Source organism: Streptomyces xanthophaeus, assembly GCF_000725805.1.
In the GTDB taxonomy this organism is placed as follows: domain Bacteria; phylum Actinomycetota; class Actinomycetes; order Streptomycetales; family Streptomycetaceae; genus Streptomyces; species Streptomyces xanthophaeus.
The window spans coordinates 113,550-136,160 of sequence record NZ_JOFT01000011.1; the positions used below are offsets into that span (position 1 = coordinate 113,550).

Genomic DNA, 22,611 nt, shown 5'->3' on the forward strand with positions numbered 1-22,611 from the left:
GACACGGCCGAGTCCGCGTCACGTCGAGCCCGGAACCACACCATCAAGCACCGGGACACGTAGGCCACCACACACACTCCGGCGGCCATCACCGAGGCTTCCATCCCGTCTCCTCTCCTGCGCGTCCAGTGAAGCGCACAGCCACCGGCTTCGGATGGCTGTTGCTTAGTACCTGGACAGGTGCAATGTGTGACACCCCCTCTTGAAGATGTCGGGCACGGGGGGGGCAGGGCAGGGCCGGGCCGGATCTGCCCCTGCAAGATCCGCCTGACGCGAGCCTGGCCGGGAAGGCGTCCTGACCAGCCCGGGATCGCCTCCGCCGCTGTCGGACCGGGCCGCACTCATCGACCAGAACGGTCGGCTCCGACAGGAACACGTCCGATTCGACGGGTCCGTAGGCGACGTCGAAGGTGTCGAGCCAGTAGGACCGGTCCCGAATCCCGGCGGCGCTGCTGCACCGGTAGTGAGAGCCCGATGATCCCGCCCCGAACGTCATCTGGGTGACGTCGACGTCGCCCTCGTTGCTTGCTCTCGTTTCAGGCATATCTGTCGAACAGGGCTTCGATGTACCCCTCCAGCCTTCGGGTCAGGACACTGGGGGTCAGATCGACGCGGCCCAGTTCACGCCAGGGAACAGCGACTTTCTCCGCGTCCGGAGCGAAACCCAGCGCGTCCAGCAGCCGCCAGTAGAGATGGGCGGTGCCGTCTTCGGCCAGGGTTCCTCCCGCAGCGAGGTACCGATCGGCGAAGCGCATGCCCTCGGGAACCCCGTGCAGCAGGGCGAGAGCCGTCGAACAGTGAGCCACGTCCAGATCGGCCGGCCCCCACGAGGTCTCCACCCAGTCGACGACCCCACTGATCCGGAGGTCATCGCCGGTGCCCGTGAAGAGGACGTTGCCCGGATGAAAGTCCCGATGGAGAAAGCACCCCTGATGGGCCGGGGGCTCGCGGCGGATGACTTCGACGCTCGCTGCCAGAGCTCGGGCCGCTCGGTGGCTGCGGGCAGCGTCACTCGCTCGGGAGAGGCCCAGGCCTGGTAGGTACGGGGCCGTTGCTGCGTGCTCACCGGCAGCCGGTGGATGCAAACCAGTTGCCGCGCCAGCAGTTCCGCGCGGTCATCAGCACCCTGATCGCTCAGGCGCACGGTACCCGGCAGCAGGGACATCAACAACGAGGGGTGATCGCAATACTGCGCCGTGGCATCCGCCGCGACAAACGTGGCCGCGGGCACGTCCGTGTCACCGAGCAGACGCAGGACGGCCGCCTCACGGTTCAACAGGCCCTCTGCGTGCCGAACGAAGAAGGGCTTTACGAAGGACCGCAGGACGAGTGAGCGCCGGCCGTCCGGGCCGCGGAGATCCAGGCAGCGCATCTCCGACGTCCAGCCGCCACGCAGCCGCTCGACCCCTTCTATGCGCTCCGCCGCGGAGAGCTCCTTCTCCACCCAGGAGCGCGTGGCACCCCAGCCATGACTGTCGATGTCCACGCCGATGTCTGCGTTCCCCTCGCCCATGGCGGCAGTCTAGTGAGACCGAAATCGTGGTGCCGTAGCGGCTGGTGGTCCTTCCGGAGGGTCGGCGGAGCGGGTCGAAGGGGCGGCGGATCGCGCATGACCCCAGCCGATCAAGATCGTTGGCGAGGCATGACCAACACCAAGCGCCTCTTCATCGCTGTCGTCCTCGCCGGAGCTGCCCTGACGGCCCCGGCCGCTGTGCACGCTGCAGATCCCGTGTTCAACACCAATGACGGTCTTGCCATCGAATTCATCCGCACTGACTCGTGGGGCCCCAACGAGGCCCACCTCCTGCACCCGGACAGCTCCTGGAACCCGCTGGGCGCTGGACGCCGGGCCGCCCGACCACCGCGCCGCGAGGCCGCGCACGACATGGCCGGCGCGCGGCCGACCTCTCATGCTCCCGTTCCGCTCGGCCTCTCGATGGCCGCGGCGGCGGAGGCGGAGGCCGAGTCCCCCGGCGCCCCGGCGCCCGCCGCGGGTTTCGGGCCACAGCGGGTGCGCGGGTTGTCGCCCGGGCACCGCTCATCGACGCCGGGGAGGCGCCGGACACCGCGCGCCTGAAGGACGTCCGGCTGCCAGGGGTCGGATTCGCTCCCGGGCTGTCTTGCCTTTCTGAGGTACCGGCGGGGCCGGCCGCCTCAGGCGGGCGAGTGCCCGCCCGGCGTGGGCTCCGGCCCGTCCCGCCCGACGAGCCGGGTCGTGACGGGGGTGCCGGCCTCGACCGTACGGCTGACCGTGCAGAGCTTGTCGTGAGAGCTCTTCACGGCACGCGGCAGGATCGCGCGGGCCCGGTCCCCACCCTCCCCGTCCGGAAAGCCGACGGTGAAGGCGACCTCGAGGTCCGTCATCAGGTTTCCGCCGCCCTCGTCCTGGACCTTGTGCCCGCTGACGGCGAGGGAGAACTCGACGGGATCCGCATGCCGCGACGTCGCGACGTCGACGTCGGCTGCGGAACAGCCGCCGATCGCGGCGAGCAACAGCTCGACAGGGGTGAACCCCTCCCCGGACCCGGTGCTGAAGGTGATCGTGCCCCCGCGGGCATTGGTGGCGGTGAACAGCCCCGGTCCGGTCCGCTCGACGGTGACGGAACGCAGTGATTCGGAAGTCATCCCCCGACCGTAAGCCCAGCCCGCCGACCGCGCCCTATGCCCCGGCCTGGTGTCGAGGACGGGCGTGGGAGGGCATGCCGCCGGGGGGACCCACGAGTGCCGCCGTCCCCCAGCCGGGCTGCGACCGACCGAGCGTCGTCGGGTGACGTCACCACGCAAGCGCGCCGACCAAGGCTGCGTGACCGGCCCGGCCGCGGCCGCAGTGGCGGCCAGCGGCGCGTCCCCCGCCCGAACCCGCCTCGCGTGCCCCCTCCAAAGCGCCCCGCTGGAAGTGAGGGCGCCCTCGCCCGAGACACATCCCTCCCGAGGCGGAACGCAGGCGCCCGAGAGGAGGAGGGCATCATGCGCATACGAAGAATCCTTGGGCTCGCCCTGGCTGCGGCCACCCTCGCCGGCACGAGCGCCGTCGGCATCGTGAGCGCCTCGTCCCCCACCATCACCAGCGACGAGTGCACGGCCGCCGGCAGACAGGTCACCTCACGCCCCTACGCCAACTTCACCGGGTCGGCCGGCGTCATGCCGCGCTCGCCGCACGAGGCGTCGGCCGGGCCAGGAGCCGGTGGAGTCCGCGCGGAGCGAGGCTCTGGTAGAACCGGTGCATGCCCGCGGCGCCGGCAGCCCGACCGCCGCCCTCACCATGGTCTTCAAGCTCGTGGAGTCCGCCCAGGCACGCCGGCGTGCGGTCACCGCACCCCACCTCGTCGCCCTCGTCCGAGCCGGCACCCGCTTTGAACATGGTCAGCTGGCCGAGCGGCCCGCGCCCGCCGCGGCCTGACCGAGTTCGACGGTCGACGAGCCGCTCGCTCAAGCCGCGGGCGGCCAAGCGACCAGCTTCAGATTCGTGGGGGTCGGATTCCTCACCAGACACCGCAACGTGAGCTGCCTACGACGTAGCCGAGGTGTCCAACCGTGGTGGAGCAACGCCTCTCGGATGGCTCCGGCAACCAACCCCGGTGCGACCACCACGCCGTGCTCAACCCACGTCACCATGCACTGTCCATCGACTTCCTCATGCAGGACGACGATCGCCACGCCAGGCTCGTCGTTGGGCGCGACCACCCAGCGGTAGCGCTCCCCGTCGACGACAACAACCCGAGTGCCCTTTTTTGCTATGGCCATGCAACGCAGCTTTTCAGGTGTTGTATCGCCGCACCAGCTCGCGCGGAGATCGACGCTGTGCCTCTGTCGGGGCGTCGTGCAGCACGGCGGGACCTCAACCGATCCGGCGCCAGACGTCGACTCAATGTTGCCTCACACCCCGCAAACTCCAGCCTCTATCCCGACGCGCTTCACACCTCTGACCACGGGCAACCGATCCACAAGCATGGACAGTTGCTCGTCCACGGATGCAGGGCCAACGGCCGCGGTGGGATGGCACGAAACCCGCCGGGCAGCGTCAGGGCGCAACCGTAGGTCCGGCCGCAGCGGGCAGGGCAGCGGGCCGTCCTCGCGGGCACGCCCCCGACCGCGGTCCCGAGAGGAACTGCGTAGCCGGGCGGGGTACCCGAGACCTCGACCGGGTGTCCGGCGGCGGTCAGGCGTCGGCAAAGCGGTGGCGTGATGCCTCGATGGTCAGGCGTCGGCAAAGCGGTGGCGTGATGCCTCGATGTGGCGGAGGTACCGGTGGGTCCAGTCGCACATGACGTCCACGGTCTTGCGGAGGTCCCGGCCCGGCTCCGTGAGGGAGTACTCCACCCGCGGCGGCACTGTGGGGTAGACGTCGCGCACGACGAGCCCGTTGCGCTCCAGCATCCGCAGGTTCTGGGTGAGCATCTTGTGGCTGATGCCTTCTACTTCGTTGCGCAGTTCCGTGAAGCGCAGGGTGCGCTCGCCCAAGGCCTCGATGATCAGCAGCGCCCACTTGTTGGCGACGTCCGAGAAGATTTCGCGTGCCAGGGAGTCCGCCCGCCTCAGGTCCGCGTCGCCTGAACCGCCGTTGAGCTGCTTGGTCACCACGAGGTTCCCCTCTCACCAAAAAGTGCGTTCTTCCACGTCAGTGCTCACTCTCCTACGGTTACCCAGTAACCACAAGGGAGCGTTGCCCGCCCCGCTTCGACGAAGGCGCGCCCCCGGATCCTCACGACAAGGAGCAGGCATGACCATCAACCTGGCAGACCCCGCGGGGCTGGTGAAGGTGGACCTCTACCGGCAGACGGCGGTTGCGACCGGATCAAAGCTGATCTTCATCGCAGGACAGGTCGCCTGGGACGCCGACGGCGTACTCGTCGGCGAGGGTGACCTCGCAGCCCAGGTCGAGCAGTGCTACCTCAACATCGCAGCCGCCCTCTCCGGGGTCGGCGCCTCGTTCGACCAGGTCGCGAAGCTGACCGTCTACGCCGTCGACTGGGCCCCCGACAAGATGCCCCTGTTCGTCGAAGGGGTCGCGCGGGCAGGCGCCACGCTCGGGCCCCTGCCCGCTCCGCCGCTCACCGGGATCGGGGTCGCAGCGCTGGCCGAACCCGGCCTCCTCGTCGAGATCGAGGCCATCGCCGTCATCGACTGACCGGCCGACGGCCAACGCGGGCACACCGTGCGCCGCAGACGGCGGAGTGGCCCGGGCCTTCACCCGGGCCACTCGAGGAGGTCGGACGGTTCGGGAGCGTCCTGCGCGCCGACGACGCTTTGTCGCACTGGGTGCAGCAGCGAGTCTCTTTGCCCTGGGCCCGTCACCGTTGCCACCGCGTCCGCTGGTGAGGTCGGTCCGCGGAGCACAGTTCACGGGGCTGCGTCTCGGGCGGCTCCGCTCCCCCAAGAGACCGTCGGCGCCACGGCCGGCTCCCGTGTCGGCTTCGTACGACGCGGCCACGGGCCCTTTCCGGGCCTCGCCACGTCACAGGGTGCCGCTTCCGCACCGTACGGATGCGGCCTGCACCGGCTGGTGCACGTACCAGCCGAGGACGCCGAGCAAGGCCACCTCACCACCGAGCAGCACGCGTTCCGCCAGCCCGATCAGTTCCCGGCCTCCGGGGCCCGCCGCGTAGGCCATCACCACCGCGGCGGCGAAAGCGGCGCACGACAGCACGCGCAGCCACCTGGCCGTGCCCTCCGCTCCGCGACCCGTACCGATGCGCCGGGACAGGAGCAGCCCAGCCGCCGGGAGGGCCGTGAAGGCGAGCACCGAGGCGTAGCGGTGCACGTGGGCAGGCGCGCTCAGGTCCGAGGTCAGCGGATCCGTGGGCACCAGCGCCGCCACCACGAGCCCCACGGCCCAGACACCCAGCAGGACGGACGGCAGGCCCCGCATGATGGCGATCCGTTTCCTCGTCACCACGAGCAGCACCGCCGAGACCCCGCCCAACAAGGCCATCGTCGTCTCGATCGGGCCCCCGCGGTCCAGGGCTGCGAAGTCGCTGACGGTGTAAGCCAGCGGGCTCAGGCCCGGGTCGGTGTCCCCGGGGGACCACAAGGCCGCACCCGCCGCCAGGACCACCGCGGCCCACACCACGGGGGCAAGGAAACGAAGAACAGATCGTCGTGTCGAGATCGCCATGACCTCATCCTCTGGAGCCGACGAGTCCGCCACAGCGGGTACCACCCCGAACCACCCCTGAGATCGACCCTGCCGGGTCACACGGTCTTTCCGGGCCGCGGAACTGACGTAGCCCCGGGCCGATGGGGCTCGGACAGACGAAATGCGGGCGTTCGCAACCTTGTTCAGCTCGGATCGGTTTCGGCTGAGGGCTCTGGCGTGTCTCTGGTGTGTGGCGGGTGTGTGTGCCCGGTGTGGGGGAAGTGGCGGACGTCTGTGCGACGGGGCTCCGGTTGCCGCCAGGAGGCATGGTGGCAGATAGTTTCCTGAGTGCAACTGTTTTCGACGCGATGAGGTGAGGGGTTCGCACAGCGGGCCTTCTATGCGTGGTGAATGACACCGAGGCAGTCCCTGCCGCGTCCACGGTGAGCTTTCCGTGGGCCGAGGCCCCCTATCCGGTGCTGGTCGCGGACGACCGGGCCGTCGTGACGGTGGTCAACGACGCGGCCGGCTTGGTCTTTCCCCATGCCCGTCCCGGGGTTTCGATGGCCGAGGCCGCGCCGGAGTGGCTGTCTGCAGCGCACGCGGACGTGGCAGCGTCGGCGCTCCGGCGGCTGGAAGCCGGGCAGACGGTCCAGGGGCCGGTCGGGAAGCGCGTGTTCGAGGCACACCCGATCGCGCAAGGCGACGGGATGGTCGCCTGGTGGCTGGTCGATGACACCGACCACCGCCTGGCCCGCAAGGCGCTGCACATGGAGAAGGAGCGCACCGCGTTCCTGACACAAGCCTCCAACCTGCTGCTGTCGTCCCTGAACCTGGAACGGTGCATGGACGTCACGGCGCAGATGGCGGCGGAACACCTCGCGGACGCGGCCCTGGTGATCGCGCCCTCTCACGGCCGTGTGCTGCCGGTGGTGTCCTGCCTGCGCAGCGGCGCGCCGACGACGACGACGCTGGCGGCGGATCCGTCCATGGTGCCCGGCCTGCGCGAGGCACTGCAGGGGTTTCCGCCGGTTCCGTCCCGCTGGATCGATCCTGCGGCTGCACCCGACTGGTTGCTTCCGGAAGGGTTCGGCACGGTCGGCTCGATCGTCATCACCCCGCTGCCCGGCCATGGCGTGCCCGCCGGCGCACTGGTGCTGCTGCGCCGTAGCGGCCATGCTGCATTCACCGAGGGCGAGGAGGTCTTCGCCCGGCTGTTCGCGGCCCGTGCGGGCGCTGCGATGTCGGCGGCCCGTCTGTACGCGGAGCAGGCGTCGATAACCGAGATCCTGATGCGGGAGCTCCTGCCCCCGACCCTGCACCAGGTGTCCGGTGTGGACTATGCGGGCGGCTACCGGCCCTCGAAGAGTCATGAGCGGGTCGGCGGGGACTTCTACGACGTGCACCCCGCCCCGGTGGAGGGTGACGCCTCCCTCGTGGTCCTCGGTGACGTGTGCGGCAAGGGCCTGCAGGCGGCCGTGATGACGGGGAAGATCCGCAACACGATGCACGCCCTGCTACCGATGGCGGACGACCATCATCGGATGCTGAGCCTGCTCAACACGTCCCTGCTGAACACCGAGAACGCCCGGTTCGCCACGATGGTGCTGGCCTCCGCGGCCCGGACCGGCAGTTCCGTCGAGCTGCGCCTGACCAGTGCCGGGCACCCCGCGCCGCTGATCCTGCGTAGCGACGGCCGGGTGGAGGAGGTCTCCACCCGGGGCACCCTCGTGGGTGTCCTCCCGAGCCTGTCCACCGAAACGGCGAGGGTCACGCTGGCGGCCGGCGATGCCTGTTTCCTGTACACGGACGGGATCAGCGAGGCTCGGGGCGGTCCCCTGGGTGACGTCATGTTCGGCGAGGAACGGCTGAAAGGGGTTCTGTCCGAGTGCGCGGGCATGCCCGCCGAAGCGGTGGTGGAGCGGGTCCAGATGCTCGCTTCCCAGTGGCTGGGCGACGGCGACCACGACGACATGGCCGTCGTGGTGATCTCCGCTCCGCGAACCAATCACCTCAGCGCCGTGGACGGCCGTACGCGGGGCAGATTCACCGCATGAACCCTGTCATCGTATGCACGCCCCGGCAGTTGGTCACCGAGATGTGGGACGCGGTCCTCGCTCTCGACGAGTCGGCCGCCCTGGCGGTGGTGCTGAGAGCCCTGGACGACGGTTGGGAAGCCGAGAGCGTCCTGCTCGACGTGATCGCCGCGGTGCAGGGGCGGGTCGGTGAGGAGTGGGCCGCCAATCGGATCACCGTCGCGCAGGAGCACGCCGCGACCGCCATCAGCGAGCGGGCCGTCGCCGCACTCGCCCGTCAGCCTCACGCCCTTGCGTCCACGACCGGGCGCCGCATCACGGTCGCCTGTGTAGACGGAGAATGGCACGCCCTGCCCGCCCGCCTGCTGGCCGAGGTGCTGCGGTTGCGCGAGTGGCACGTCGACTACCTCGGTGCCCAGGTCCCCACGCCCCACCTGATCGCGCACCTGCACCGCACGGGACCGGACGCGGTGGCCCTGTCCAGCTCGATCCCCACCCGGCTGCCCGCCGCACATGCGACGATCACCGCCTGCCAGGCGGCAGGCGTCCCCGTCATGGTCGGAGGGGCGGCCTTCGGCCCCGGCGGGCAGTACGCACGCCTCCTGGGTGCGGACGCCTGGGCACCTGATGCCCGTACCGCCGCCGATGACCTGGCCCGCCGTCCGCTTGACCGCCCCCAGCCCGCCCATCAGCCCATCGACGACCTTCCCCACCTGAGCGACCAGGAGTACACCCTCGTCGTGCGCGCCCGCCCCGCTCTGGTGCGCACGGTGTTCACCGGCCTGCAGGACGCGTACCCGGCGATGCGCGGCTACACCGAGGGCCAGCGCGAGCGCACGGCCGAAGACCTCTCTCATATCGTGGAGTTCCTCGGCGCCGCCCTCTACACCGGCGACGTCGAGCTGTTCTCCCGCTTCCTGCTGTGGACCGCGGACGTCCTGAACGCCCGCGGGGTCCCCGCCCACTCCCTGCTGCCCGCCCTGGACCTCCTGGGCCGGGAGCTGAAGGACTTTCCCCGCGCCGCGGGCATGCTCCGCGCCGGCGCCGCCCGCTTGACCTGTACGCCCCTCACCGCTTCCGCTTCCGCTTCCGCTTCCGCTTCCGGGACCGCCGAATGACCCTCCTTCCGCCCACCCCTCTTCGCCTGACGCACCGGGAGGATCCGGACAGCGCGCGCTTCGAACTGCACGGTGACCTCGATCACTACTGGGCGGACATCCTGCTGGAGGCGGTGGAAGCGGTGCTGGCCGGGCACACCGGCCTGCACGAGGTGCGCCTGCACTGCGCGGGGCTGACCGCGGTCGACTCTTCCGGACTGTCGGCCCTGCTGATGATCCGCCGCCGCACCAGCGCGGCCGGTGTCCGCCTGTACGTCGAGGAGCGGCCCCTGCGTCTGGAGCGGCTCCTCGAATTGACCGGCACGCTCGAGTACCTCACCGCCCCGGAAGCAGGAGCGCAGGGCGCCGGCCCGGGCCGGCAGCGCCAGCGCGCCGCCGAGGATCCGATACCGGGCCGCTCCGGCACCACGGAAGGCCTCTGACGTCGCGTCCGCTGCAGCTACTGCGCGCCGGCCGGCCTGCCGTGCCAGTCGAGACACACGACCATGGCGTCGTCGTCCGCTTCGATGACACCGCGGTGACCGGCGAGTTCGTGCAGGACGGCGCGAGGGACCTGGGAGGCGGGCAGGAGGCGCGTACTGGTCAGGGCGCGGGCCAGCGCGTGTTCGCTGTAGCGCTCACCGGCCGGCGAGGCGACGTTGTAGACGCCGTCGCTGACGAAGACGAGGCGGTCTCCCGGCTCGGTCCGGAACTCCTGGGCGGCGTAGAGGGTGTCCTCGAACATACCGAGCGGCAGTTGGGCGTCCAGCTCGATCTGCTCGGCTTTGCCGGACCGCAGCCGCCACATTCTCGGGGATCCGGCGTCCACGATCTCGGTGGCGCCGGTGGCCAGGTCGAAGCGCAGCAGCAGGACCGACAGGTGCTGGCGTCCTTGGTGCTGTCCGTGGATGGCCTGGTCCGCGAGGTAGGCCTGGTCGGTCAGGGACAGCCCCGCCCTGCGGGCGTTGCGCAATGCGTTGACGGCAAGGTTCGTCAGCAGGGCCGCCTCGATCCCCTCACCCATGCCGTTGGACAGGGTCAGGGTGAGGTGGTCGGCGGAGGTCGACCAGTCGAAGTTGTCACCGTAGATGGCGTACGCGGGCTCCAGCTGAGCGCCGATCTCGTACTCGGGCCGCTTGCAGGACCGGCCCGGCAGCAGCTGCCACTGCATCTCGGCAGCCAGCGTCAGCCGGGAGGCACGGCGGGCCTGCAGGTACAGGTCCGTGTCCCGCTCGCAGACCAGGATCTCGTGACCCAGCACCTCGCCGATGTACAGGAGCTCCCGCTCGGTGTCGGCGTCCAGACGCTCTGCGGGCAGGGTCACGGACAGGACGCCGATGCGGTCGCCGCGGACACTCACCGGCAGGTGCACAGTGACGAAGCCTGCCTCTGTGGAATCCTCGGTGTGAGGCTGCTGCCAGTTGAATGCACGGCCGGCAGCACTGGTGTGCACCAGGAGGGGTTCCATCGTGTAGGGCAGCGTGGTGACCGGTTGCAGTATGGTCATCGCGTAGTCGGCCATGAGCAGGGTCACATCCGCAGCCCCGTAGTGCAGGCCCAGGGCCTCGCTGAGGGCGCGGGGAAGCGCATCTGGCGTGGCGGAGCGCAGGGCACGCTCGACCGCGGTGATTCTGTCCATCGTTCGGTTACCGCCTCGTGTTGCAACGTGTTACGAAAGGAAGCTCCGCCCATGTCACGGCGACCGGAGGAAGCGTTGCGGCACAGCAGCGCCGACGAGGCCGCTGCCAGTACGGTCCGCGGAGCCCTCGAGTTCCTCGAGGTGATGTGGTCGCAGGCAGAGAGCGCCTCCACGGCTCCTCTGTCCCTCTCCCAGGTTCGCGTGCTCTACGTGCTGGAGCAGGAGCGCATGGTCAATCTGCGGACCCTGGCGGCAAAGCTGAAGGCCACAGCGTCAGCGGTCAGCCGCATGTGCGACCGACTGGGCGCGGCCGGATTCATCGACCGGGACCACAATCCCGCTGACCGCCGCGAGCTGGAGCTGCGCCTCTCCCGCCGGGGCGCGGCCTACCTGGCAGGGCTGCGTGCCCGGCGCGAGGAGATCCTGAGCGGGCTGCTGGAGAATATGACTCCCCTGGACCGGGCAGCGCTGGTGCGCGGGCTGTCCGCGGTACAGGCTGCCGCCGAGGATGCAGGCCCTCGCCGAGACACGGATGCTGCCAGCCCGGCGGAGTCGGCTTGAGGCAGGCAGCTGCCCGACCTGTTCACGGTTCCGCCCTCCTGCAACGGCAACAGGACGGTCCACCTGTCGCGCGCCTGCATCCTCAGATTCATGCCTGCCGGAATAGTAGTCCTACGGCACCTGTCCGAGGTCGTTCCGGCTCCCTCGACCCGTCACCGGCAAGGGCTGTCCGGCACCGGGCTGCGTCAACCTGACCCGGCCCTGAAGGGCCGGGCTTGGAGGCAGCGCCCAGCTGGCTGCTGGGTCGGGTCCTCCGTCCAGACACCCCGCTGTGGGGTGACAGGGACGCGTGACTCACGCCCCGCGGTCCACACGGTCTCGCCCTTGCGGGCGATGTTGTGGGACGCGTTGTCGTCCGCGTTCGCCAGGAGCCCGCAGGCCCGGCACGCAAACGTCGCCTGATCGACCCGGTTCTTCCGGTCGATGTGGCCACACTCGGAGCATTGCTGGCTGGTGTACGCCGGATCGACGTACACCAGGGGCACCCCGGCCTGCTTCGCCTTGTAGTCCACGAAGGAGGCAAGCTGGTGGAAGCTCCACGAGTGCAGAGAGGTCCGCTGGTCCTTGCGGAGCCGTACCCGGCTGCGGATGCCCGTGAGGTCTTCCAGGGCGATACCCGAGCCGGTGCGTTCAGCGGTGGTGACGATCGTCTTCGAGACGATGTGGTTGATGTTGGCGGTGTGCCGGGCTTCCTTCCGCGAGCGCTTCTTCAGGAGACGCTTCGCGGACTTGGTGCCCTTGGCCTGGAGCTTGCGGCGGAGTTCGAGCTGCCGGGCACGGTGGCGGTTCAGGCCCCTGCCAGCAGCACGGTAGCCGGCCGAGGTGGTGGCGATATTGACGATGCCGAGGTCGACGCCGACGAACCCGGCAGGGTCCTCGTTGACCGGCTTCTCCGGGATATCGCAGACCGCGGCCAGATAGAACACGCCGTCGCGTTCGATCAGGTCGGACTCGCCCTTGCGGTGCTCGCGCAGCATCTTCAGCGCGTCCGGCGAGCAGGCGAAGCGGACGTTCTTCAGTCGGCCCGCCACCGTCCAGACCGACACCGTCCCGGCGTCGTACTGCCACGACAGACACCGGTCGTCGAACGGCTGCGCCGCCTCGGGCCGGAATGTGACCGGCTTCGACTCCACCTTGGCCCGGCGCCTCGAGCCCGGCCTGCCGTAGTTCCCGGCCTTGATGTTGGCCTGGAGCGCCCTCGCTGGAACAAACCCCAACAATCGCAGGGGTAGAACCGTCGTCTGTACCCTCCATGCCCACTTGGTTTTCACGCCCAAGTACCGGCGCGGCCCCTTCACCGACGAGATCCTCACGCGCCTGCGAAGACGTCATGCGCGCGGTGTGCGCGGACTTCGAGACAGAACTGGTCGAGTTCAACGGCGAGCGCGACCACGTGCACCTGCTGGTGCACTACTGAAGGTTGCCCTGTCCCGGCTGGTCGGCTCCCTCGAGGGTGTGTCCGCCCGCCGGCTCCGGCAGGAGTTCCCCGACCACATCCGCAAGTACCTGCGGGACGCACACTTCTGGTCCCGTCCTACTTCGCGGCATCCTGCAGCGGAGCGCCGCTCAGCATCATCGCGGAGTACATCGAGCAGCAAAAGCGTCCGAACCAGGCTGCGAGTCGGAGCAGTCCAAAGAAGCGATTCCTCCCGGGCCTGAAGGCCCGGGGTTCCTCGCCAGATCCCGCTGAAGCACAGCCTGCACACAGCCGGGTCCCAGCGGAAGGATCTGCTCACGCGGCGGACGGCTGGGACCGGTGGAGTTGATGGATCCCATGCCCCAACGATGCCGCACCCTCACCGGCTCCTGGAATCGTCACATCGGATCGGCCTGGAGCAGCGCCCTGAGCCTGGTGGGTCTCCTTGGTGGCGAGCTGGGTGATCGCCGTGAGCGGCCCGCAGGCGTGCCCCGGTGGGCACTGATGGCAGCTAATGCAAGCACTGCCGACGCAAGGTCGGCGGGCCCGGCGATCGTGAAACTCAGTTGGTGGTCAGTTGATCAGCCCGTACTTCGAACTCGACGTCGCCTTCAAGAGATTCGAGGCACCAGGGGGCGACGGAGATCGTAACTGCGCTCGCTGTGTCGTCGGCGGTCAGGACGTCGCAGAGGACGCCGACTACGACGGGATAGAAGGAGTTGGGGGTCAGGCCGTCGCCGGTGAAGACGGGCCACTTGTCGATGAAGGCCCACTGTCGCTGGTGGGCGTCGGTGAAGCGGACTTCGACCAGGCCGGGCTGGGGTTCGTCATCGACCCATCGGACTGCTTCACAACGCAGGAAAGCCATGGGCGGAGCCTGCCATCACAGCGCGCGGTCGGCAGCCTGATTGCCGGGCTGCCGACCCATCGCCCTTACTGTCACGGAGCCCTGCGGAGGGGAACGGTATCGGGAAGGCCGGCCGGAATCGCGGGCCGGGCGGCTTCCGCGGTCGCCAGGAGAGCAGTGGTGGTGAAGGGTTGCTGGCCGTGGCCGAGCGCCTGCCAGGACCAGCCGTGTCGTTTCAAACCGGCATCACACTGTTGCCCCCCACAGAGCGAGCCCGGAAGGTATTCAGCGTCACGTAGCTTGCGGCGTCTCGATCGGACCACCCCGCGTCGGCGGGGAGCACATCGGCTTGTGCCTGGCCTTGACCCAGCCCTCCGGACCACCCCCGCGTCGGCGGAAAGGCCCCCGGCCCCGTGGGGCTGGTGGAGTGTTCAGGCTTCGACGTACGCCACGATCGTGATGGTCCGCAGGGCGGTGACGAAGTAGATGACCCGTACTCCGTCGATCTCGTCCGCGTAGTCGCGCAGCAGGGTGTCAGGCACGGCGGTGCCGAGCTCGGGGTTGACGCTGATGGCGACGATCGCACGGTCAAGGCGGTGCGTCTCGTTCGCGGTGAGCTTGGCGAGCTGAGTGAGGGCCGGCTCCACCATGATGACGCGCGAGCGGCCCGCGGCGTGCTCAGGCGACACGGGGGTGCTCGTCGGCGAGGCGGGCGAGGTGGGCGTCGCGGGCGGTCTCCCGCCGCATTCCGGCCTCGGGCGACGGGTAACCGTGGGCAGCGATGTCCTCCGGCACGGAGGCGAGGACATCGACCTTCGCCCGCTGGTCTGCCGCGTACGCGAGGACGGACACGGCAGCGTGCTCGTCGAGGGGCTGACGGTCGGGCACGGACGCGGTGGCCGGCCGTTGGCTCATCCGGGGCTCCTGGGGTGTCTCTGGCGTGTGCCCCCACCGTATCGCCGCTGTGGAGCCCGGAAGCCCGGTACGGACAAACCGTGCCCGCCCTGGAGGTCGTGACCGCAGATACGGCAGGGCATGTCCAGGGCCCGCGCGCCGTGGCCGTCCCCGGTACGGCGCGATACTGACAGCGCGACAGGTTGCAGTCACGCTCGGCGAATGCGCCTGGATGCGAGAGTGGCGGGCCGGAGTGTGCCGGGCCATAACGGGCTCGGGCGCGGTCGGTGACCGCTTGGACGGCACGCGAGTGGTCGTCGTCGGCTCGAGGGTGAGCTGTTCGGGAGCTTGGGCCGCGGGGCGGAGGTCCTGCGGGACGCAGGCTGGTGCCGCGGACCCGGGCCCGCTGGAGGCCGAGCAGGTCGTAGAGCTCGTACGGGGTGGCGGTGAGCTGCCGGGTCCGGGCCGTGGCTGCGGGAAGGGTCCGGCTTCGTGTGCTGCTCGTTCGGTCGGCGTAGCGGACAGACAGGAACAGTCCGCCGGCGGCCTGCTGTCCGTTGCGCGGGCGGGCGGCGGCTTCCTCGGCCCGGTCGAGTACGGCCCGCCCGTGTTGGCCCGGGTCGCGGACGTCGTGCTCGAAGGCCCGGTCGGCGGCCAGCGACTTTGTGGTCGGCCCGGTCTGAACCGTGCGGGGGGGGCTTGTCCTCGGCGTGTTCGGGAAGCGCGCGGCCGGCAGCGGCTCCGAAGAACCGGACCAGGGTGGCCATGGGGGTATCAGCGATGTCGCCGATCGTGTGCAGGCCGAAGGGTGCGCAGCTTGGCGGCGGTCGCGGGGCCGCCTCCGTAGAGGGCTGCGACGGGGCGCGGCCACAGCCACCGGTCGATGTCGGTCTGTCCGATCACGGTGGTGATGCCGGGCGAGGTGGCGGCGGCTGTCATCGTGGCCAGCATCCGGTTCGGTGCGACTGCGCACGTCGTTTCTACCCCGTACCGGGCGAGTGCACGCAGCCGCAGGAGCTCGGCGATGCCTTCGGCGTCCCGCTGTGAGGAGTGGAGCGAGCCGGTGATGTCGAGGTGCGCGGCGTCCGGCGGGAGCGCACGTACGAGCGGGGTGATGTCCTCGGCCAGGGCCAGGAGGTCTTCGTACTGGTCCGGTTCGGTGCTGCTGGGGAGGTGGAAGTGGGCGTGGGGATGCCGCGTTCACTCGTGGCGGTCATCCCGGGCTTCCAAGGCTGGTGTAGCCGCGGTTCTTGAGGTCGGCGGCGCGGGTCGATGGCCACCCGCTCTGTCCCATGACTGCCGAGTGTGCCTGCGACCACGCTGCGGATCGCTTCGTCCGAGTCCTGCGCAGCGTGGGCAAGCAGGTCGAGGTCAGCGGGTGCGGGGACGAAGCCGAGCAGGCGGAGCGCCGCCCTGCGCAGGCTCATCGTTGCCGACGGCGCACGGCAGGAGGATTCTGTGCTCGGCGGCCGGGTACTCCTGCGCGAGTACATGGAGCGTCGTCGAGAGAGTCCTGGTCGTCACCCAGATCGCGGGAGTGGGCCTGCAACAGGGCCGCCGGGACGTGCGGCCTGCCGTCTCGGGCAGGATCCGGGCGAGCACATGTCGGGCGTACCAGTTGCCGGCCGGTGCACCATGCGCGGCCGGTCTCTCGGACTGGGTCTGCCGGCCCTCTCGTTGAGTCTTCGCCGCCTGCCCCGGCGGCCGCGGTCACGGGCAGGCGCAGGCGCACCGAGAGCGGCTGCCCCCTGATGGTGCCGCCTACCGCCTGCTGCCGGTCGGCGGGAACGGCGGCATCGGCCGGAGCCGGACTCCATGCGCGGGACGGGCTGCTGGGGAATCTCCTCGGTGGCCCGCTCCGCCGCCGTACGGCCACGGACGGGGCGCACCGTCTGGTCGTCGAGCCCCGACTCCCCCAGGTGAGTGCAGCATTCCGGGCAGCCATCTGGAAAGAGCGGGGGTCCGCAACCGGCTCAGATCACGTGCCCGACCTGGTGATGCCGATGCCCAAGACTGGCGCCGTGGGATGGGCGGCGTCGCCGATGCACGGCAGCCCCGCCCGCTCCCAGCAGAGCAGCCGTGCGTCGAGTTCGTCCGAGCAGGTGAGAGCGTGCCCCCGGTCGGCCAGCCGAGAGGACGGCCCTTGTGAATCGGACCACGCAACGCTTCGGGCCTTCGGCGCGGCGCTGGGCGTCGCTCCCGCCTGGGGATGAGCCCCGCGATCTGTCAGTAGTCACTCCGGCCCAGGTCAGGAGGTCGGGCACTGCTAGCCCTGCTTGATCGCGGAGATGTCGAACTCCAGGACGACCTTGTCGCCGACGAGCACGCCGCCGCCTTCCAGGGCCGCGTTCCATGTCACGCCGAACTCCTTGCGGGAGATGGCCACCGATCCTTCCAGGCCAACCCGCAGGTTGCCGTAGGGGTCTACAGCATTGCCGGTGTACTCGAAGTCGATGGTGACCGGGCGGGTGGTGTCCTTGATCGTCAGGTCACCGGTGACGCGGTATTCGGTGTCGGACTGAGGCTCGACCGAAGTGCTGCGAAAGGTGATGTCGGGGAAGTTGGGGGCGTCCAGGAAGTCGTTGGTGCGCAGGTGCTGGTCCCGCTGTTCGACGCCGGTATCGATGCTCTCGGTCTTGATCACCACCTGGGCGGTGGACTGGGCCGGAGTGGCCCCGTCCAGATGGGCGGTGCCCTCGAACTGGTGAAACGCGCCGCGGACCTTGGTCACCATGGCGTGGCGGGCGACGAAGCCGATCCGGGTGTGAGTGGGGTCAAGGACGTAGTCGCCGGTGAGCGCAGTGAGTTCGGCGGTCATGGTGGGGTGCCTCCGGGGCCCGGGATCCCGGCGGCGGTATGCCGGGATCGGTCCGGCCCACGCTAGGGCGAAAGCGGTTCCCGTCCCGGCCGGACGCACGGCACGGCGGCAAAGTGCACTCCGACCAGCGACCTCGGAGCATCGGCGCGTACGGGGGCACTGCGCCAACACCCGGGCATGCGCCTCCTGGGCACCAGTGGCTCCCTAGTGACCTGAGTCAGAGATTCGGTGGCAGCAGGCGGCGACCTTTTCGAGGATCTCGTCGGCGGTCTTCGTCCAGACGAAGGGCCTGGGCTGGTTGTTCCAGTCGCTCCGCCAGGCCCGGATGTCACGCTCGAGGGCCCGGACGGAGCGGTGGATCCCCCGCCTGAGTTTCTTCTGGGTGAGCTCGGCGAACCAGCGCTCGACCAGGTTCAGCCAGGACGCGCTGGTCGGAGGTCTGGATTCCGGTACAGGTAATGGCGCAGCCCACCGTCCATCCCGCCAGTACTTCCCCTCGCCCGGCTCTTGCCTCTCGCTGTCCTGCCCGGTCGCGGCTGAAGGCGCAGCGCCGCCGTGCACCGGACGAGGCACCCTCCGACACCGGCTCCCGGGCCGGGGGGCCTGGCCCCCATACGCCGACCCGCACACCATCCGCACCAGGCGCACCCGCAGGCGCATGGGCGCACCCGGCTGGGGCCGGACGACCCCCGGCGTTGTGTCCTTTCCCCATCGGCCTCGTCGCAGTCGGCATGAATAGGGTCATCAACATCGCCGCCACAGTCGACGGGCCGACGCCGCCGCGGCTGTCCAGACACCAACCGCCGCCGGCCGCCAGGAGGACCGGGCCCGTCACCGAGATGACCGGAACCTGCAAGGGGCGCCGTGAACCCCTCAGGTCGCCGACGGGGAGCCTCCGACCCGCACAGGAAGGGCCCGGCCGCCTGCTCGTCGCCGTCGCTCCTGAGTTCGTCCGGGCGGACCGCCCCACCATCACGACCGGTCAGGTCCAGGGGACTGTCTACCGGTCCGCCGGAGGTTGAGCGGGTCCAGTGCCTGACCAGCAGGGCCGAGCCCTCGCGGCCTGTGGCACATCCAGCGTCGTCGCGGGCGCCTCGGCGGTGCTTCACAGAACGGCCTCACCATGCCTGACCACCCGACGTCAACTGAGGGGCCCCGTAACGGGGTGCTGGGGGCGGTCGTTCTTTTGGTGGATGACCTTGAGGACGATCTTCGTCCCTTCGACAGGAGCAGCGCATGGCCACCGATCTGCAGGTTCGTAAGATCAACAACTCTTTCCAGCACATCGATGTGACCAACAGCGGCTATGCCGCCCTCGAGGACATGCAGGGCCTCGGAGCCCGGCTCCTCACGGGTCTGGGCGTCTCACCCGCCTCGGAACGGGGACGCGCGGTGCTGGACTCCTTCGACACCTTCTGGGACGGTCTGCTGGCCGTGGCCGATGAGAACAAGGACGGCCGGCTCTCCCGGGGCGAATTCGAGCGCTCCATGATCGTGAACTTCGTGGACGGCGACCGGTTCGACGCCCTCTTCGAGCCGGCCGCGCGCGCGGTGGTGACGGCCCTCGATCTGGACGGTGACGGCCAGATCGACCAGCAGGAATTCAAAGTGTTCCAGGATGCCTTCGGCCGCTCCGAGGCACACTGTGCCACCGCGTTCGCCAAGCTCGACGGAGACGGCGACGGACAGCTCACGGTGGCCGAGCTGCTGACCGCGACCCGGGAGTACTACACCTCCGCCGACCCCGACGCCGTCGGCAACTTCCTCTTCGGCGAGCCTTGCTGACCTCCACGAGCCCCCAGGCGGCGCTGGTCGCGCAGGTCCCCGCACTGCGCGGGACCTGCCGCCTGCACCCGGACACCGAGCGAGCCGGTCGGCTGGCGCGCGCCTGGGCACGGGAAGTGGGCCTGACCGCCGATGACGCAGGCGAACACCGCCTTCGTGGCATCGGCGGCCACCGCCTGGCCGGCCGGATGTTCAGCGAGCTGAGCTTCGCACAGTTGGCCCTGCTCACCCGCTGGTGCACCTGGATCGGCCTGCTCGACGACCACTGGGACGAGCGGGCCCGCCCCGCGCATGCCCGCGAGGTGGACGACACCTTCAACAGCTTCATCCGCATCACCGAGGACGACGCAGAGCCTGCCTCCAGCGCATCCCTCGTGAAGGCCTTCAACGAGCTCTGGCGGGCCACGGCGCCGCCGATGAGCCCAGACTGGCGCCGCCGGTTTCGCGTTGGTCTGGAGAGCAACCGCAGGGCCACCCTCTGGGAGCTCGACACGCGGCGGGCCGGCCGTCCCACCTCGCTCGCCGCATATCCGGCCCACCGCCGGGCCACGTTCGCCACGTTCATCTACGAGGTCGGCGAGGCCATCCTGGGCACCGAGCTTCCCCACGCCCTGGCGACCGCGCCGGCCTGGACCGAAGTCGCGGATGCGGCCAACGACGCCGCCGCCTGGTGCAACGACCTCGTCTCGCTGGCCAGGGAACAGCGGGGCGGCAGCCTCACCAACCATGTCCTGGTCGCCGAGCACGAACTCGGGCTGTCGCGCGCCGAGGCCATCGACTGGGTCATCCGCCGGACCGGCGAGCGGATGCACGACCTGCACCTGGCATCCCGAGCCCTGTCTCCTCTCTTCTCCCGGCTTGCCTTGGCTCCCGGCACGGCCCGCGCCGCCAGCAAAGTAGCCTGCGCCTACCTGCTCGTGCCCCACGCCAACCTGGAATGGATGACCGAAGCCGGCCGCTACCGCGCAGCACCACACGGCAACGGGACCCCGCACTGCGGGGAAGAACCATGCTCGTGCGGCACTTCAGGTCAGCAGGCCTGACATCCCGTGCGGCCGGGAGGAGAACGCATGCGGAAGCGTCAGGGGCGAGTTCTACGCGTTCCATCATGACCCGCGCAGAAGAACGTCACCCTGTCCTGACCTGAGCCGCGAACGCTGCCGCGCCGCCCACGTCACCGCCAGTCGGCGTCGCCAACGCCACCGCCGGGGTGGCTGCGACGGCAGCCGTGGAGGTGCGGTTCCAGACATTGTGTCGACACCGCGTGCACCAGCGGGCCAAAGCGTGAGATCGCGAACCCCACGACCTCGGGTAGCTTCCCTCGGGCGGCCAGGACAAGCGCCGCGTTGGCGCCGCCGAACACGGCGTTTAGCGACAGTGCCTGCGAGACCTTCGCCGGTCTCGCGGTGTGGGGAATACAGTCGATCAGGCACTCAGGGTCCGCTTCGAGGAAGCCGGCGGTCGGCGGCAACAGGCCGTCCCCGAGCGCCAGACAGCCGATGTCCTGCCCGGGAACGCCGGCCCGCTCCAGGCGGTGCGGGCGGCGGCGGCACGACTGTTCCTGGCCGTCTAAGGTCGGAATGAGGTGGGCGTGATGGACGTCATCAACCACCGCCCGGGAAGCAAGAGAAGGTACAGCGCAGGCATGAACCAGCAGGATCTGGACGCGTACGGCCAGGGGCTGCGCACGCAGGAGGCTCCGGTACGGGAATCAGTGCCGACGCCAGATGTGCAGGCGGTCCTGGCTGCGGCGCGGCGATGCACGTGGGCCTTGACCGAGCCAGGCCACTTCCTGGTCCCCGATGCGTCGGAGGAGATCGCGCTCGTGGCCCTCAGCGCCGTACGCGAGGACGAGCGGGACGGCTACGTGCAACACCTGGAGGCGTTCGCCGAACAGCACCGTGAGCGCCTGGAGCAGGTGGTGCGCGAGTACGGGCCGGGCAGTCCTCCCGCCGCCGGTTACGGCCGGTACTTCTTGGTCGGCCAGCCCGAGAGTCTGATCATCGTTGAGCGGATGGAGAGTGCCCCGTTCCTGATGCGTGCCAAGTGGGGCGACGCGGAGGAGGACGCCTTCTTGTTGGACGACCTCGAGTTCGCCTGGGGGCAGTCCGCCCACCTCAGCCGGTGAACCTCCAGAGCAGTCGGCAACGGGCCGCACGGAGTCGTCCCTGCGGCCCGTTGCCGTACCCGGGTCAGGGTCCATCGCCGAACCCGGTTCCAACGGCGCCGCCCTCGCCCTCGCCCTCGCCCTCGCCCTCGGCCTCAACACTGCTACCCGCCGCCAGCAGCCGACCCAGCCCCGCACAACGACCGCATACACCTGAAGAACGAGTCTGCTTCCCGCAGCTGACGCCCGAGGCGTAATGGCTTCTCCATTGGGAAGCCAGCGTGAGCACGGCGGACGGGCTCGGCACACGGGACCCACCCCCGTCCGGCAGACGCCATCGCGCATACCGGGCCACCCAAAACGGCCAGGCGTGGCAGCTTCCGTCAGTCGTCCCGCTCGCCACCACCGGCCACGTAGGCGACGAGCGCGCCGGCGAGCACGGCCCAGGCGGCCGCGACGGGTCCGGCGGTTACCCAGCCGAGAAGACCGAGCAGCAGAGCGGTGAGGCCTCCGGTGGCGAGGGCCCGGGGGTTGGTGAGGAACTTCCACCGGCTCCGTCCACTGCCGGGTCGGCGGATCTCGGCGACTGCCGTCCTGACCACGAGGGCAGCCACCACCATGGCGATGAGGAGCAGGGTGATCGCCATGGTGCCTCCGGTGCGGTCAGATGTGCCGGGTGGTGGTGGTTGTGGTCTGTTCTACCTCTCCGCGCTGGTGGATGTCGGGGATGCCTTCAGCGTCCGCGTCGACGGTCTCTTGCTTGTCGAGGCGCTAGGAGGGGGCCTTGCGGCAGCGCAGCAGCGTGGCTGCCAACACCGCGGCGGTGACGGAGGCGATCAGGACGGCTGCCTTGACATGTTCGCCGACCGCCTGCCGGGACGGCGAGGCCCAGGACGTCGGCCCAGGCCAGGTCGGGGTTGAGTTCCGCCTTGGTGAGCGGGCGGCCAAGTACGCGCCAAGGAAAAAGCCGATGCCCTTGCCGACGACGAGGCGACTGACGCCCAGTCGGCACGCATCGAGCCGCTGCCGCCGGATCGGACGCCTCGGCGGGGTGGGCGGTGGCGGGATCACCGGCGTACCGCAGGTGCACCGCAGGCGCACCACAAGCTGAGAACTGGCTGCTCATTCGTGCGCCTCCGCGGCGTCGTTCCCCCTTGATGGGCAAACCTCGGGCCGGAGGCGCCAGGCGGGATGCCGGATTGCGGTTCGGGTCGCCCCGCTGACCAGAGGTCCCTCAAGCAGCCTTGCCGGCATCTGGATGTGGCGGTAGCCGCCCGTCCCGGCGACCCTGGCCTGGGCGCGGCCGCCTCCCTCCGGTGCGGGGCAGCGCCGCC

21 protein-coding genes and 6 pseudogenes are annotated in these 22,611 nt (G+C 69.9%); 11 read left to right on the forward strand and 16 right to left on the reverse strand.

The features are described 5' to 3' along the window. Positions 1 to 536: 536 nt before the first annotated feature. A pseudogene (locus IO30_RS47820) lies at positions 537 to 1,513 on the reverse strand (phosphotransferase family protein). A gap of 129 nt (positions 1,514 to 1,642) precedes the next feature. On the opposite strand from IO30_RS47820, the gene IO30_RS0103940 reads away from it, so the two are divergent. Beyond that, positions 1,643 to 2,077 carry a hypothetical protein gene (locus tag IO30_RS0103940; protein WP_031139267.1) on the forward strand — a complete coding sequence of 145 codons (435 nt, stop codon included), beginning with the start codon at positions 1,643 to 1,645 and terminating at the stop codon, positions 2,075 to 2,077. A gap of 77 nt (positions 2,078 to 2,154) precedes the next feature. On the opposite strand, the gene IO30_RS0103945 is transcribed toward IO30_RS0103940, so the two are convergent. Then, positions 2,155 to 2,625, reverse strand: coding sequence for an OsmC family protein (locus IO30_RS0103945; protein WP_051859322.1), 471 nt, complete (start codon positions 2,623 to 2,625; stop codon positions 2,155 to 2,157). Between the two features lie 601 nt (positions 2,626 to 3,226). Between IO30_RS0103945 and IO30_RS44300 the strand changes: the two are divergent. After that, a pseudogene (locus IO30_RS44300) lies at positions 3,227 to 3,400 on the forward strand (IS256 family transposase); the annotation flags it as partial. Positions 3,401 to 4,197: 797 nt separating this feature from the next. On the opposite strand, the gene IO30_RS0103955 reads toward IO30_RS44300, so the two are convergent. Beyond that, positions 4,198 to 4,581 carry a winged helix-turn-helix transcriptional regulator gene (locus tag IO30_RS0103955; protein ID WP_031139273.1) on the reverse strand — a complete coding sequence of 128 codons (384 nt, stop codon included), beginning with the start codon at positions 4,579 to 4,581 and terminating at the stop codon, positions 4,198 to 4,200. A gap of 139 nt (positions 4,582 to 4,720) precedes the next feature. Here IO30_RS0103955 and IO30_RS0103960 point away from each other — a divergent pair, with 139 nt between their 5' ends. Next, entirely contained in the window at positions 4,721 to 5,128 is a 408-nt protein-coding gene (locus tag IO30_RS0103960) for a RidA family protein (RefSeq protein ID WP_031139275.1), read from the forward strand. Between the two features lie 327 nt (positions 5,129 to 5,455). On the opposite strand, the gene IO30_RS0103965 is transcribed toward IO30_RS0103960, so the two are convergent. Continuing rightward, positions 5,456 to 6,115 (reverse strand): DUF998 domain-containing protein, encoded by a 660-nt coding sequence (locus IO30_RS0103965; RefSeq protein WP_078904019.1) that lies wholly within the window; start codon positions 6,113 to 6,115, stop codon positions 5,456 to 5,458. 437 nt (positions 6,116 to 6,552) lie between these two features. Here IO30_RS0103965 and IO30_RS0103970 point away from each other — a divergent pair, with 437 nt between their 5' ends. From IO30_RS0103970 to IO30_RS0103980, 3 genes are read left to right on the forward strand one after another with little or no spacing between them, the layout of a single operon-like run. After that, positions 6,553 to 8,133 carry a PP2C family protein-serine/threonine phosphatase gene (locus tag IO30_RS0103970; RefSeq protein ID WP_031139279.1) on the forward strand — a complete coding sequence of 527 codons (1,581 nt, stop codon included), beginning with the start codon at positions 6,553 to 6,555 and terminating at the stop codon, positions 8,131 to 8,133. Further along, the gene (locus IO30_RS0103975; RefSeq protein WP_031139282.1) at positions 8,130 to 9,230 is read left to right on the forward strand and encodes a cobalamin B12-binding domain-containing protein; all 1,101 of its coding nucleotides are present in this window, start codon (positions 8,130 to 8,132) and stop codon (positions 9,228 to 9,230) included. The genes IO30_RS0103970 and IO30_RS0103975 overlap by 4 nt, the downstream gene beginning before the upstream one ends. Next, positions 9,227 to 9,652 carry an STAS domain-containing protein gene (locus tag IO30_RS0103980; RefSeq protein WP_051901852.1) on the forward strand — a complete coding sequence of 142 codons (426 nt, stop codon included), beginning with the start codon at positions 9,227 to 9,229 and terminating at the stop codon, positions 9,650 to 9,652. The genes IO30_RS0103975 and IO30_RS0103980 overlap by 4 nt, the downstream gene beginning before the upstream one ends. 17 nt (positions 9,653 to 9,669) lie before the next feature. Here IO30_RS0103980 and IO30_RS0103985 read toward each other — a convergent pair whose 3' ends face one another. Continuing rightward, a complete protein-coding gene (locus IO30_RS0103985) occupies positions 9,670 to 10,848 on the reverse strand; it encodes a PP2C family protein-serine/threonine phosphatase (RefSeq protein WP_031139286.1) in 1,179 nt (392 codons plus the stop codon). 51 nt (positions 10,849 to 10,899) lie between these two features. Here IO30_RS0103985 and IO30_RS0103990 point away from each other — a divergent pair, with 51 nt between their 5' ends. Next, positions 10,900 to 11,409 carry a MarR family transcriptional regulator gene (locus tag IO30_RS0103990; protein WP_031139288.1) on the forward strand — a complete coding sequence of 170 codons (510 nt, stop codon included), beginning with the start codon at positions 10,900 to 10,902 and terminating at the stop codon, positions 11,407 to 11,409. 185 nt (positions 11,410 to 11,594) lie between these two features. Here IO30_RS0103990 and IO30_RS0103995 read toward each other — a convergent pair whose 3' ends face one another. Beyond that, a complete protein-coding gene (locus IO30_RS0103995; protein WP_373316438.1) occupies positions 11,595 to 12,680 on the reverse strand; it encodes an RNA-guided endonuclease InsQ/TnpB family protein in 1,086 nt (361 codons plus the stop codon). On the opposite strand from IO30_RS0103995, the pseudogene tnpA reads away from it, so the two are divergent. Further along, positions 12,631 to 13,016: pseudogene (tnpA, locus tag IO30_RS40045) on the forward strand (IS200/IS605 family transposase); the annotation flags it as partial. The gene IO30_RS0103995 and the pseudogene tnpA overlap by 50 nt on opposite strands. A gap of 372 nt (positions 13,017 to 13,388) precedes the next feature. Here the strand turns inward: tnpA and IO30_RS40050 are convergent. The 8 genes and pseudogenes from IO30_RS40050 to IO30_RS46700 all read right to left on the reverse strand — a co-directional run. Next, positions 13,389 to 13,694: a hypothetical protein gene (locus IO30_RS40050; protein WP_037892979.1), complete on the reverse strand. Its 306-nt coding sequence runs from the start codon at positions 13,692 to 13,694 to the stop codon at positions 13,389 to 13,391. Positions 13,695 to 14,104: 410 nt separating this feature from the next. Then, a complete protein-coding gene (locus IO30_RS0104010; RefSeq protein ID WP_031139291.1) occupies positions 14,105 to 14,362 on the reverse strand; it encodes a hypothetical protein in 258 nt (85 codons plus the stop codon). Continuing rightward, a complete protein-coding gene (locus IO30_RS0104015) occupies positions 14,352 to 14,588 on the reverse strand; it encodes a hypothetical protein (RefSeq protein WP_031139293.1) in 237 nt (78 codons plus the stop codon). Before IO30_RS0104015 ends, IO30_RS0104010 begins: the two co-directional genes overlap by 11 nt. A 418-nt stretch (positions 14,589 to 15,006) precedes the next feature. After that, positions 15,007 to 15,345, reverse strand: a pseudogene (locus tag IO30_RS47995) (DinB/UmuC family translesion DNA polymerase); the annotation flags it as partial. Next, positions 15,342 to 15,506 carry a hypothetical protein gene (locus tag IO30_RS46695; protein ID WP_237403335.1) on the reverse strand — a complete coding sequence of 55 codons (165 nt, stop codon included), beginning with the start codon at positions 15,504 to 15,506 and terminating at the stop codon, positions 15,342 to 15,344. The pseudogene IO30_RS47995 and the gene IO30_RS46695, both read right to left, overlap by 4 nt. Before the next feature lie 51 nt (positions 15,507 to 15,557). Then, positions 15,558 to 15,701 (reverse strand): annotated as a pseudogene (locus IO30_RS48000) (hypothetical protein); the annotation flags it as partial. A 1,132-nt stretch (positions 15,702 to 16,833) separates the two neighbouring features. Further along, a complete protein-coding gene (locus tag IO30_RS0104025; protein WP_031139295.1) occupies positions 16,834 to 17,385 on the reverse strand; it encodes a YceI family protein in 552 nt (183 codons plus the stop codon). Between the two features lie 204 nt (positions 17,386 to 17,589). Further along, positions 17,590 to 17,820: pseudogene (locus IO30_RS46700) on the reverse strand (IS630 family transposase); the annotation flags it as partial. A gap of 801 nt (positions 17,821 to 18,621) precedes the next feature. Between IO30_RS46700 and IO30_RS0104030 the strand changes: the two are divergent. Further along, a complete protein-coding gene (locus tag IO30_RS0104030) occupies positions 18,622 to 19,170 on the forward strand; it encodes an EF-hand domain-containing protein (RefSeq protein ID WP_031139297.1) in 549 nt (182 codons plus the stop codon). Next, positions 19,164 to 20,213, forward strand: a complete 1,050-nt coding sequence (locus IO30_RS0104035; protein ID WP_051901856.1) for a terpene synthase family protein — start codon at positions 19,164 to 19,166, stop codon at positions 20,211 to 20,213. The genes IO30_RS0104030 and IO30_RS0104035 overlap by 7 nt, the downstream gene beginning before the upstream one ends. Before the next feature lie 131 nt (positions 20,214 to 20,344). Here the strand turns inward: IO30_RS0104035 and IO30_RS46285 are convergent, their stop codons facing one another. After that, entirely contained in the window at positions 20,345 to 20,782 is a 438-nt protein-coding gene (locus IO30_RS46285; protein WP_031139301.1) for a hypothetical protein, read from the reverse strand. A 33-nt stretch (positions 20,783 to 20,815) separates the two neighbouring features. Between IO30_RS46285 and IO30_RS0104045 the strand changes: the two genes are divergently transcribed. Next, positions 20,816 to 21,298, forward strand: a complete 483-nt coding sequence (locus IO30_RS0104045) for a hypothetical protein (protein WP_051901858.1) — start codon at positions 20,816 to 20,818, stop codon at positions 21,296 to 21,298. Between the two features lie 362 nt (positions 21,299 to 21,660). On the opposite strand, the gene IO30_RS0104050 is transcribed toward IO30_RS0104045, so the two are convergent. After that, complete coding sequence (locus tag IO30_RS0104050; protein WP_031139305.1) at positions 21,661 to 21,924, reverse strand: hypothetical protein; 264 nt, start codon at positions 21,922 to 21,924, stop codon at positions 21,661 to 21,663. Positions 21,925 to 22,611 lie beyond the last annotated feature (687 nt).

Bases quoted from the DNA above. Each gene is read 5' to 3' on its own strand.
- IO30_RS0104015 (WP_031139293.1), bottom strand. From the start codon at position 14,588: ATGAGCCAACGGCCGGCCACCGCGTCCGTGCCCGACCGTCAGCCCCTC.
- IO30_RS0104030 (WP_031139297.1), top strand. From the start codon at position 18,622: ATGGCCACCGATCTGCAGGTTCGTAAGATCAACAACTCTTTCCAGCAC.
- IO30_RS46695 (WP_237403335.1), bottom strand. From the start codon at position 15,506: ATGACAGCCGCCGCCACCTCGCCCGGCATCACCACCGTGATCGGACAG.
- IO30_RS0104050 (WP_031139305.1), bottom strand. From the start codon at position 21,924: ATGGCGATCACCCTGCTCCTCATCGCCATGGTGGTGGCTGCCCTCGTG.
- IO30_RS40050 (WP_037892979.1), bottom strand. From the start codon at position 13,694: ATGGCTTTCCTGCGTTGTGAAGCAGTCCGATGGGTCGATGACGAACCC.
- IO30_RS0103975 (WP_031139282.1), top strand. From the start codon at position 8,130: ATGAACCCTGTCATCGTATGCACGCCCCGGCAGTTGGTCACCGAGATG.
- IO30_RS0104025 (WP_031139295.1), bottom strand. From the start codon at position 17,385: ATGACCGCCGAACTCACTGCGCTCACCGGCGACTACGTCCTTGACCCC.
- IO30_RS0103990 (WP_031139288.1), top strand. From the start codon at position 10,900: ATGTCACGGCGACCGGAGGAAGCGTTGCGGCACAGCAGCGCCGACGAG.
- IO30_RS0103965 (WP_078904019.1), bottom strand. From the start codon at position 6,115: ATGGCGATCTCGACACGACGATCTGTTCTTCGTTTCCTTGCCCCCGTG.
- IO30_RS0103945 (WP_051859322.1), bottom strand. From the start codon at position 2,625: ATGACTTCCGAATCACTGCGTTCCGTCACCGTCGAGCGGACCGGACCG.
- IO30_RS0103960 (WP_031139275.1), top strand. From the start codon at position 4,721: ATGACCATCAACCTGGCAGACCCCGCGGGGCTGGTGAAGGTGGACCTC.
- IO30_RS0103980 (WP_051901852.1), top strand. From the start codon at position 9,227: ATGACCCTCCTTCCGCCCACCCCTCTTCGCCTGACGCACCGGGAGGAT.
- IO30_RS0104045 (WP_051901858.1), top strand. From the start codon at position 20,816: ATGAACCAGCAGGATCTGGACGCGTACGGCCAGGGGCTGCGCACGCAG.
- IO30_RS0103985 (WP_031139286.1), bottom strand. From the start codon at position 10,848: ATGGACAGAATCACCGCGGTCGAGCGTGCCCTGCGCTCCGCCACGCCA.
- IO30_RS0103940 (WP_031139267.1), top strand. From the start codon at position 1,643: ATGACCAACACCAAGCGCCTCTTCATCGCTGTCGTCCTCGCCGGAGCT.